Annotated in this window: 4 protein-coding genes; 3 read left to right on the top strand and 1 reads right to left on the bottom strand. The window is 73.4% G+C overall.

Annotation, left to right across the window (positions count from 1 at the left end):
• Both fxsT and VR45_RS24100 read left to right on the top strand, forming a co-directional pair.
• Window positions 1-2,991, top strand: a 2,991-nt coding sequence (fxsT, locus tag VR45_RS24105; RefSeq protein WP_045941920.1) for an FxSxx-COOH system tetratricopeptide repeat protein, incomplete at its 5' end; no start/stop codon positions are given.
• A 190-nt stretch (window positions 2,992-3,181) separates the two neighbouring features.
• Window positions 3,182-7,189, top strand: coding sequence for an amino acid adenylation domain-containing protein (locus VR45_RS24100; RefSeq protein WP_078896786.1), 4,008 nt, complete (start codon window positions 3,182-3,184; stop codon window positions 7,187-7,189).
• Between the two features lie 79 nt (window positions 7,190-7,268).
• On the opposite strand, the gene VR45_RS24095 is transcribed toward VR45_RS24100, so the two are convergent.
• Complete coding sequence (locus VR45_RS24095) at window positions 7,269-7,625, bottom strand: hypothetical protein (protein ID WP_045941918.1); 357 nt, start codon at window positions 7,623-7,625, stop codon at window positions 7,269-7,271.
• A 431-nt stretch (window positions 7,626-8,056) separates the two neighbouring features.
• On the opposite strand from VR45_RS24095, the gene VR45_RS24090 reads away from it, so the two are divergent.
• Window positions 8,057-9,709: a ubiquinol-cytochrome c reductase cytochrome b subunit gene (locus VR45_RS24090; protein WP_045941917.1), complete on the top strand. Its 1,653-nt coding sequence runs from the start codon at window positions 8,057-8,059 to the stop codon at window positions 9,707-9,709.
• The last annotated feature ends 81 nt before the right edge of the window (window positions 9,710-9,790 follow it).

The following is a 9,790-nucleotide window of genomic DNA, read 5'->3' as shown; positions in this document are numbered from 1 at the left end:
CGGCTCGTCTCCGTGCTGACCGACGGCCGGGTCACCGGCCTGCCGCCGGTGGACGAGGAGCTGCGGCTGCGCCACCTGGACGCCTTCACCCACCGCCGCCCGGCCGTTCCCGAGGAACTCCTGCTCTTCTGCCTCGACGCGGACCGGACCTGGGCGGACTGGATCGGAGCGGTCCTCACCCGGGCGGGCTTCCGGGTGACGACCGAGGCCGAGGCCGGGACCAGGACCGTGGCCGTCCTGTCCGGCGCGTCCCAGAACTCGCGCCGGCTCGGGGAGTTGTGGGAGTCGGTGGCGGAGTCCGACCCTGCCGGCGACCGAGGACTGCTGCTCCCGGTCCGGGTCGACGACATCCGGCTCGGCCCGCCGATCAGCCACCGGAACCCGGTCGACCTGGTCGGCCGCGAGGAGCAGGAGGCCGAACAGGTCCTGCTGGCCGCCCTCGGACTGCGTGATGCCCCGGCGGCGGAGCCCGGCGACGGCGCCCCGCGCTTCCCCGGCCGCCGACCGGCCGTGTGGGAGGTTCCTCCCCGCAACCAGCACTTCACCGGACGCTCGACCGTCCTGGACCGGTTGCGCGACCGATTCGGCGGCGGGGCCGGGACGACGCCGACCGGTGTCCAGGTACTGCTGGGTCTCGGCGGCATCGGAAAGACCCAGATCGCCACGGAGTACGCGCACCGCTTCGCGGCCGACTACGACCTGGTGTGGTGGATCGACGCCGAACAGGCCGAGCTGATCACCGTCGCCCTGGCCGAACTGGCGGCCCGGCTCGGCCTGCAGGTCGGCGACTCCCTCAGCGCGGCCATGGAAGCCGCTCTCGACACGCTGGGGCGCGGTGAACCGACCTCGCGCTGGCTGCTGGTCTTCGACAACGTCGACGAGGCCGACGGCATCGTCCGGTACCTGCCCGGCGGTCCCGGTCACGTCCTGCTCACCTCTCGCCACTCCGGCTGGTCGAGGCGGGCCGAGGCACTGGAGGTCGACGTCTTCGGGCGGGCCGAGAGCGTCGAGCACCTGGCCCGTCGCCTGCCCGACATTTCACCCGAGGAGGCCGGGCAGGTCGCCGAGGCGGTCGGTGACCTGCCGCTGGCGGTCGAGGTCGCCTCCGCCTGGCTGGCGGAGACCGACACCACCGTCGCCGCCTATCTCGCGCAGTTGCGCGCCGAGTCCGCCCGGGTGCTGTCCATGGCCACCGCGCCCACCGACTACCCCACCCCGGCCGGCGCCACCTGGAACATCTCCATCGCCCGCCTGCGGGAACAGTCCCCGGCCGCCGTCCGGCTGCTCCAGCTCTGCGCGTTCCTGTCCGCCGAGCCGATCGCGATGCCCCTTGTCTACAGCGACGAGATGGTCCGCGCCCTTGTCCCGTACGACGCCGACCTCGGCGACCGGTTCATGCTCGGCTCGGTGATCCAGGCCATCAGCCGGTTCGCCCTGGCCAAGGCGGATCCGGGCCGACAGACCCTTCAGGTCCACCGGTTGGTCCAGTCGGCGCTGCTGGCCACCTTGGCCGAGGACGAGCAACGGGCCGCCCGCCACGCGGTGCATCTGGTGCTCGCGGGGGCGCGACCCGTGGTGGGTGACACCGACGATCCGGCCAACTGGCCTGCCTTCGAAACGATCTGGCCACACCTGATGCCCTCGGGGGCCCAGGACAGCGACTACCCCGACACCCGGCTGCTCCTCATCGACCGGGTCCGCTACCTCCGGACGCGCGGGGACCTGGACGCGGCGCTCCAGCTCGGCCGGACGCTGGACGCGCACTGGGGCACCACATTGGGCGAGAACGACCGGCAGACGCTGGTGCTCCGCTTCCACCTGGCCGCCGTCCTGCGCTCCCGAGGCAACTACGCCGAGGCCCTGGCCCTGGACGAAGGCGTGCTGGAACGCCAACGGGCCACCTTCGGCGAACACCACGCCTACACCCTGATGACCGCCGGATCGCTCGCCGCCGACCAGCGGGCCACCGGTCGTTTCGAGGCCGCGTTGGCCCTCGACCGCGAGACCCTCGAACAGTTCCGCGAGCTGTTCGGCGACGACAACGCACTCACCTTGTCCACTGCCAACGACCTGGCACTCGACCACCGCCTGGTCGGCGACCTCGAAGCCGCCCGCGCCCTGGACCGGGAGACCTTCGAGCGGCGGGCGACCGTCCTCGGCCCGCTCCACCCGGCCACCCTGGTCAGCAAGGCCAACTGGGCCCGGGGCCAACGTGAACTCGGGGACTACCGCTCCTCGTTGGAGGCCCTCCGGGAGGCCCACAGCGCGCTCCACGAGGTCCTCGACCAGGACGCGCCGGAATGCCTGGGCGTCGCCGACTCCCTCGCCGTCGGCCTGCGACTGGTCGGCCGGACCGACGAGGCCCGGCAGCTCGCCGAGACCACGTACCGCCGCCATCTGGACCGCCACGGCCCGGACACACCCGCCGCACTGGCCTCCGCTCTCAACCTGGCAGCGGCCCTCGGCGCGTCCGGCGACCACGAGGCGGCCCGGGACCTCGCGAGCAGCACGCACGAAGGCCATCGGGAGCTCTTCGGCCCACAGCACCCCTTCACCCTCGGCTGTGCCGCCAACCTCGCGCAGTACCGGCGCCACTGCGGCGACCTCGCAGCAGCGGTCCGGCTCGGGCACGACGCGGTCCGCGGACTGACCGGCACGGTCGGTCCCGACCACCCGTCCACCCTGAACGCCATGGTCGTCCTGGCCAACTCCTGCACAGCCGCGGAGCAGTACAAGCAGGCCGAGGAGCTCGGGCGGGCCGCCCTCCGGGGGCTGTCCGAGCGGTACAGCCAGGAGCATCCCGACACGGAGGTCTGCCGCGCGAACCTGTCCGTCACCCTGCACCGCCAGGGCCGGCACGACCAGGCCGCCGAGCCGCGGGCGCAGGCGCTGACGGCGCTCACCGGGCTCCTGGGAGACGCGCACCCGCACGTAAAGGCCGTTCTCGAATGGCGGCAGATCGACCGGGACCTCGAACCGCAGCCGTTCTGACCGGGCCGGGACCGCGCCCGGGACGACCGGGACCGGCCCGGGACGCGGGCAGGACCGGCCCGGGCCCGAAGGGGGACCGGGAGACGGCCACCGCCCCAGGTTTTCGGGACAGCGGGTGGCCGACCTTGGAGGTCACGCCCGGTCCACGCGCCGGGCGGCCCTATCGGCCCGAGCCCAGGGGAACCCCGTCATGACCGCACAGCCCGTCCTGTTCGCCACCCTCCTCGACGCCCGCCGCACCGTCTGCCTGCCCGACCTGCTCCGCGCCCAGGCGGCCGCCCGCCCCGACGCCACGGCGGTCACCGCTCCGGCGGAGACCGGCGCGGGCACCGGCACGGGCAGCAGCGGCGCCGGCGCCCGGCTGAGCTTCCGCGAGCTCGCCGCCGCCGCCGACGCGCTCGCCGCGCACCTGCACCGGCTGGGTGTGGCCACCGACGACTGCGTCGGCCTGTACACCGAGCCGTCCCTGGCCCTGATGACCGGCGCCTGGGGCATCCTGCACGCGGGCGCCGCGTACCTGCCGCTCTCCCCCGAGTACCCGGAGGAGCGACTCCGCTGGATGATCGAGTCCAGCGGGACCAGGGTGGTCGTAGCCCAGGAGCACCTGCGGTCCCGGCTGGCCGAAATGGTCCCGGCCGGCACCCGGATCGTCACCGCCGCCGACCTCCCGGACCGGGACGCCCCGCCGGAGCCGGGCGGGAGCACCCACATCCCGCACCAGGCCCACGCCCCGGCCGGCCCCGCCCCCGAGTCGCTGGCCTACGTCATCCACACCTCCGGCAGCACCGGCCGCCCCAAGGGCGTGATGATCGAGCACCACAGCATCGTGTCGCAGCTGCGCTGGCTGGCCGACGCCGGCCATCTGGGCCCGGACACCACCGTGCTGCAGAAGACGCCGATGAGCTTCGACGCGGCGCAGTGGGAGATCCTCGCGCCCGCCACCGGAGCGCGGGTGGTGATGGGCGCGCCCGGCGTCTACCGGGACCCGGAGGCCCTGATCGACACCGTCCTGGCGCACGGCGTGACCACCCTCCAGTGCGTGCCGACCCTGCTCCAGGCCCTGCTCGACACCGAGCGGCTGGCCGACTGCACCGGTCTGCGCGGGCTGTACTCCGGCGGCGAGGCGCTCTCGGTCCGGCTGGCCCGGGCGCTGACGGCGGCACTGCCGGGCGCGGAGCTGGTCAATCTGTACGGCCCGACCGAGTGCACCATCAACGCGACCGCCCACCGGATCGACCCCGAGACCCTCGGCGACGGCGCCGGTTCGGTGCCGATCGGCGTGCCGGTGGACCGCACCCGCTGCTTCGTCCTGGACGAGGAGCTGGCGCCGGTGGAGGTCGGCGTGACCGGCGAGCTGTACATCGGCGGCGTCCAGCTGGCCCGCGGCTACCTCAACCGGCCGGATCTGACGGCGGAGCGCTTCATCGCCTCGCCGTACCTGCCGGGCGAGCGGCTGTACCGCACCGGCGACCTCGCCGAGTGGAACCCGGACGGCACCCTGCAGGGCGCCGGCCGGGTGGACAACCAGGTCAAGCTGCGCGGCTACCGGGTCGAGCTGGACGAGATCGCGCTCGCCGTCGAGGAGCACCCCTGGGTGCGCCGGGCCGCCGCGGTGGTCACCGACGACCCGCGCACGGGCCACCGCAACCTGGTGGCCTGCGTGGAGCTGAACCCCAAGGAGGCCGCGCTGATGGACCAGGGCAACCACGGCGGCCACCACCGGTCCAAGGCGAGCAAGCTCCAGGTCCGGGCCCAGCTGTCCAACCCGGGGCTGCGCGGCCCGGCCGAGCTGGCCGGCCGGCCGGTGGTCGAACTGCCGGGGCGCCGGGAGACCGACCGGCAGCGGCGGGAGACCTTCGCCCGCAAGACCTACCGCTTCTTCGAGGGCGGCCCGGTCACCCGGGAGGACCTGCTGGCGCTGCTCGCCCCGCCGCGCCCGGCCACCGCGCCGGGCCGGCCGGCGGCCGCTGTCACCCTCGCCGAACTCGGCCCGGTGCTGCGCTGGTTCGGCCAGTTCCACAGCCCGGAGCGGCTGCTGCCGAAGTACGCCTACGCCTCCCCCGGCGCCCTGTACGCCACCCAGCTGTACCTGGAGACGGACGGCTCGCACGGCCTCGCGGCGGGCGTGCACTACTACCACCCGGTCGACCACACCCTGGTCCGGGTCGGCGACCGGGCCGCCGGGGGCGCGCCGCTCGCGCTGCACTTCCTCGGCCGGCGCGGCGCCATCGAACCGGTGTACCGCAACAACATCCAGGAGGTGCTGGAGTTCGAGGCCGGCCACATGCTGGGCGTGCTGGAGGAGGTGCTCCCGGAGTACGGGCTGGCGGTGCGTCCGCTGGGCCACGAGCCCTCGGTCCAGCGGCGGCTGGACGTCGCCGAGGAGGACTACTACCTGGGCAGTTTCGCGATCGTCCCGGAGGACGGACGGCCGCACCGGGAGGACACCGAGCTGTTCGTCCAGGCCCACCCGGGCGGGGTCGACGGCCTGCCGGCCGGCCTGTACCGCCTCGAGGGCGGCGAACTGACCAGGGTCTCCGACCAGGTGGTGGAGTCCCGGCACGTCATCGCGATCAACCAGCAGGTCTACCGGCGAGCGGGCTTCGGCGTCACCGCGGTGAGCCGGGCCACCGAACCGTGGCTGGAGTACATCGGCCTGGGCGTCCGGCTGCACCGGCTGCAGCGCAACGGGCTCGGCTTCGGGTTCATGTCCTCGGGCTACAGCTCGAAGAGCGGCCACCCGCTGCCCGCCGCCCGACGGATCGACGCGGTGCTGGCCGGGTGCGGCATCCCGGGCGGCGCGTCGTACTTCTTCCTCGGCGGCCGGGTGAGCGAGGAGCAGATCCGCAGCGAGGGCATGCGGGAGGACGCCGTGCACATGCGCGGCCCGGCGGAGCTGATCAGGGACGAGCTGGTCGCCCTGCTGCCGGACTACATGGTCCCCAACCGGGTGCTGGTGCTGGACGAGCTGCCGCTGACCGCCAACGGCAAGGTGGACGCCAAGGCGCTGGCCGCCGCCGAGCAGGTCAGGGACGCCGCCACCGGCGCGCCGTTCGTGGCGCCGGCGACGCCGACCGAGCGGCGGCTGGCCGGGATCTGGGCCGCCGCGCTGAAGTACGGGACCGTCTCCACGGCGGACGAGTTCTTCGCGGCGGGCGGCAACTCGCTGATCGCGGTGGCGCTGGTCAACCGGGTGAACCGGGAGTTCGGCACCCGGCTTCCGCTCCAGGTGCTGTTCGAGTGCCCCCGGCTCGCCGAGCTGGCGGCCAGGATCGACACGTCCGGGACCGATGCGGCCGGGACCGACGGCACCCGTACAGACGGCGCCCCGGACGGCGGGGAACCGGCCTCCCGGCTGGTGCCGCTGCACCGCGGCGGCGCCGGCGACCCGGTGTTCTGCTGGCCCGGACTGGGCGGCTACCCGATGAACCTGCGTCCGCTCGCCGGGCGTTCGGGCCGGCCGTTCTACGGCGTCCAGGCGTACGGCATCAACCCCGGGGAGACGCCGTACCCGACCATCCGGGAGATGGCGGCGGCCGACCTGGCGCAGATCAGAGCGGTCCGGCCGGAGGGCCCGTACACCCTGTGGGGGTACTCCTTCGGCGCCCGGGTGGCCTTCGAGGCGGCCTGGCAGCTGGAGCGCGCCGGGGAGCGGGTGGCCGCGCTGATGCTGATCTGCCCCGGCAACCCGGAGCTGCGACAGGCGGACGGGGAGCGGTACGGACGCGAGTCCTCCTACCGCAATCCGGCGTACCTGACCATCCTCCACTCGGTGTTCGCGGGCTCGGTCGGCGGGCCGGGGCTGGCCGAGTGCCTCGCCGAGGTGCTGGACGAGGACGGCTTCGCCGCCTTCGTGCACCGGAAGCTGCCGGAGCTCGACGAGGAGCTGATCCGCCGGGTGGCCCGGATCGTCGGGGAGACCTACGAGTTCGAGTACACCTTCCGCGAGCTGGCCGAGCGGCGGCTGTCGGCCCCGGTGACCGTCTTCAAGGCCACCGGTGACGACTACTCGTTCATCGAGGGCAGCTCCGGCTGGTCGGCCGCCGCTCCGGCCACGGTCCGGCTGGCCGGGGACCACTACGGCGTGCTGCGGGAGCAGGGCGTCGACGAGCTGGCGGCCGCGATCGCCGCCGCCACGGGCGGGAGCGGGGCCGGGAGCGGGGCCGGGGCCAGGAGCGGGGCCGGGAACACCTCCTGACCCCGCGACCGGAGGCGCCCTCACCGACGGGTGCGGCCTGCTGGCTGCGCGTCGAGCGGACCTCGGGCAGTCCCCCCGCTCACCCCCACCACTGCTCGGGCACCCCGGCCGGCCCCCGCCCGTCCTCGCCCGGGGCGTCGGGAGCGGCGACCCGGACCGGACGGGAGCCGGTGACGAGCAGTCCGTCCGGGCCGGCCGTCGCGACCCGGTAGCCGGACTCGCGCAGTACGGCGGCGACCGCGCCGGTCACCGCGGCCCGGATGCCCTCGGCGGGCGGCGGCTGCTCGGCCGCCGCCTGCTCGGCGGGCGGCCAGTCGATCAGCACCCCGTGCGGGCCATGGCCGATCCGCAGCCCGGAGGGCCCGCGGTCGATGTCGAAGCCGGCCCGGGCCAGGTCGGCTGTCACGTCCTCGAAGAGTTCCCGGTGATCCACCATTGGCGCAGCGTAGGCCCGGTCCCGCACCCTCCCCGGGCACGGCGCGCGCCAGAACGCCCCGGCGCGTCGTCAACAGCACCCGAGCGCAGCATCGGAGCGGGGCGGAGGGGGCCTGCGGACGCCCCGTCACAGCCCCGACACGGCCGACTCGCGGCCGGCTCACGGCCCGGTCGCTGCCCCGGGACCCCCCGGACGGGCCGACACGAGCGGCCGGACGGGCCGATGGACGTGCACAGTCGGCGCGCTCCCGACAGCATGACAGAGTAAGCGCTCCATCACTTTGAGCAACGGGGGCGGCGGGTCGCCGGATCCGCGCGCCGGACTGACGGCACCCCCGTATCGAGAGGTCCGATGATCACATCACTCCACCGGCCGGCCGTGACGCGGCCGGGCGTCCAGGACATGCCGCGGCGGACACCGGGGAGCCCGTCGTGAGAGCCGACCAGCAGTCGACCCCGGGGCCGGTCACCAGCACCCGCGCGGCGCCCGCCAACAAGGCGGAGGCGCTCGTCGACTGGGCCGACGGACGGCTCGGAATCTACGGCCTGTCCAAGTCCAATCTGCGCAAGATCTTCCCGGACCACTGGTCCTTCATGCTGGGCGAGATCTGCCTCTACACCTTCGTCATCATCATCCTGACCGGGGTCTGGCTGACGCTCTTCTTCATCCCGTCCATGGGCGAGGTGACCTACGCGGGCTCCTACGTTCCGCTCCAGGGCATCCCGATGTCCGAGGCCTTCGCCTCGACGATGCGGATCAGCTTCGACATCCGGGGCGGCCTGCTGATCCGCCAGATCCACCACTGGGCCGCGATCGTCTTCGTGGCCGCGATGTTCGTGCACATGATGCGGGTCTTCTTCACCGGCGCGTTCCGCAAGCCGCGCGAGATCAACTGGATGTTCGGCGCGGGCCTGCTGATCCTCGGCATGTTCGACGGCTTCATGGGCTACTCGCTGCCCGACGACCTGCTCTCCGGCACCGGCATCCGGTTCATGGAGGGCGCGATCCTCGCCGTGCCGATCGTCGGCACCTACCTCATGTTCTTCATCTTCGGGAGCCAGTTCCCCGGCCACGACATCGTGCCGCGACTGTTCACCGTGCACGTCCTGCTGATCCCGGGCATCATGCTCGGACTGCTGGTGGCCCACCTGATCCTGGTCTTCTACCACAAGCACACCCAGTTCGCCGGGCCCGGCCGGACCAACAACAACGTGGTCGGCATGCCGCTGATGCCGGTCTACATGGCCAAGGCGGGCGGCTTCTTCTTCCTGGTGTTCGGCACGGTGTCCGCGATGGCCGCGATCGCCACGGTGAACCCGATCTGGCTGTACGGCCCGTACCGCCCGGACCAGGTGTCCACGGACGCCCAGCCGGACTGGTACATGGGCTTCTCCGAGGGCCTGATCCGGATCATGCCGGGCTGGGAGATCGGCCTGTGGGGCCACACCCTCAACATGGGCGTGTTCGTCCCGCTGATGATCTTCCCGCTGGTGCTGGTGGCGATCTGGGCCTACCCGTTCCTGGAGGCCTGGATCACCGGGGACCGGGGCGAGCACCACATCGCCGACCGGCCCCGCAACGCGCCGGTGCGCACCGCGTTCGGCGCGGCCTGGATCAGCCTCTACCTGGTCCTGCTCGCCGCCGGCGGCAACGACCTGATCGCCACCCACTTCCACCTGTCGATCAACGCGATCACCAACGCCACCCGGATCGGCTTCTTCGTGGCCCCGGTGATCGTCTTCGTGATCACCAAGCGCTGGTGCCTGGGCCTCCAGCGCCGGGACAAGGAGAAGGTGCTGCACGGGCGGGAGACCGGCGTCATCAAGCGGCTGCAGCACGGCGAGTTCATCGAGGTGCACGCGGCGCTCCCGCCGGAGCGGCTGCACACCCTCACCGCGCACGACCAGCCGCAGCCGTTCGAGCTGCCGGCCGAGGTGGACGAGAACGGCGTGGCCCGCAGGGCCGGACTGCTAGCCCGCACCCGGGCCAAGCTGGCCCGCGGCTTCTACGGCGAGGGCAGCCAGATTGCCAAGCCGACGGCCGAGGAGCACCAGGAGATCAGCAGCGGCCACGGCCACCACTGATCCCGTCCGGCCCCGCCGTCCGCGGACCGCACGACCGGGCCCGCCGTACACCCTGGTGTACGGCGGGCCCGGTCGGGCCGG

This window comes from Streptomyces sp. NRRL S-495 (assembly GCF_000966955.1).
In the GTDB taxonomy this organism is placed as follows: domain Bacteria; phylum Actinomycetota; class Actinomycetes; order Streptomycetales; family Streptomycetaceae; genus Kitasatospora; species Kitasatospora purpeofusca.
This window is presented reverse-complemented; position numbering and strand designations above follow the sequence as displayed.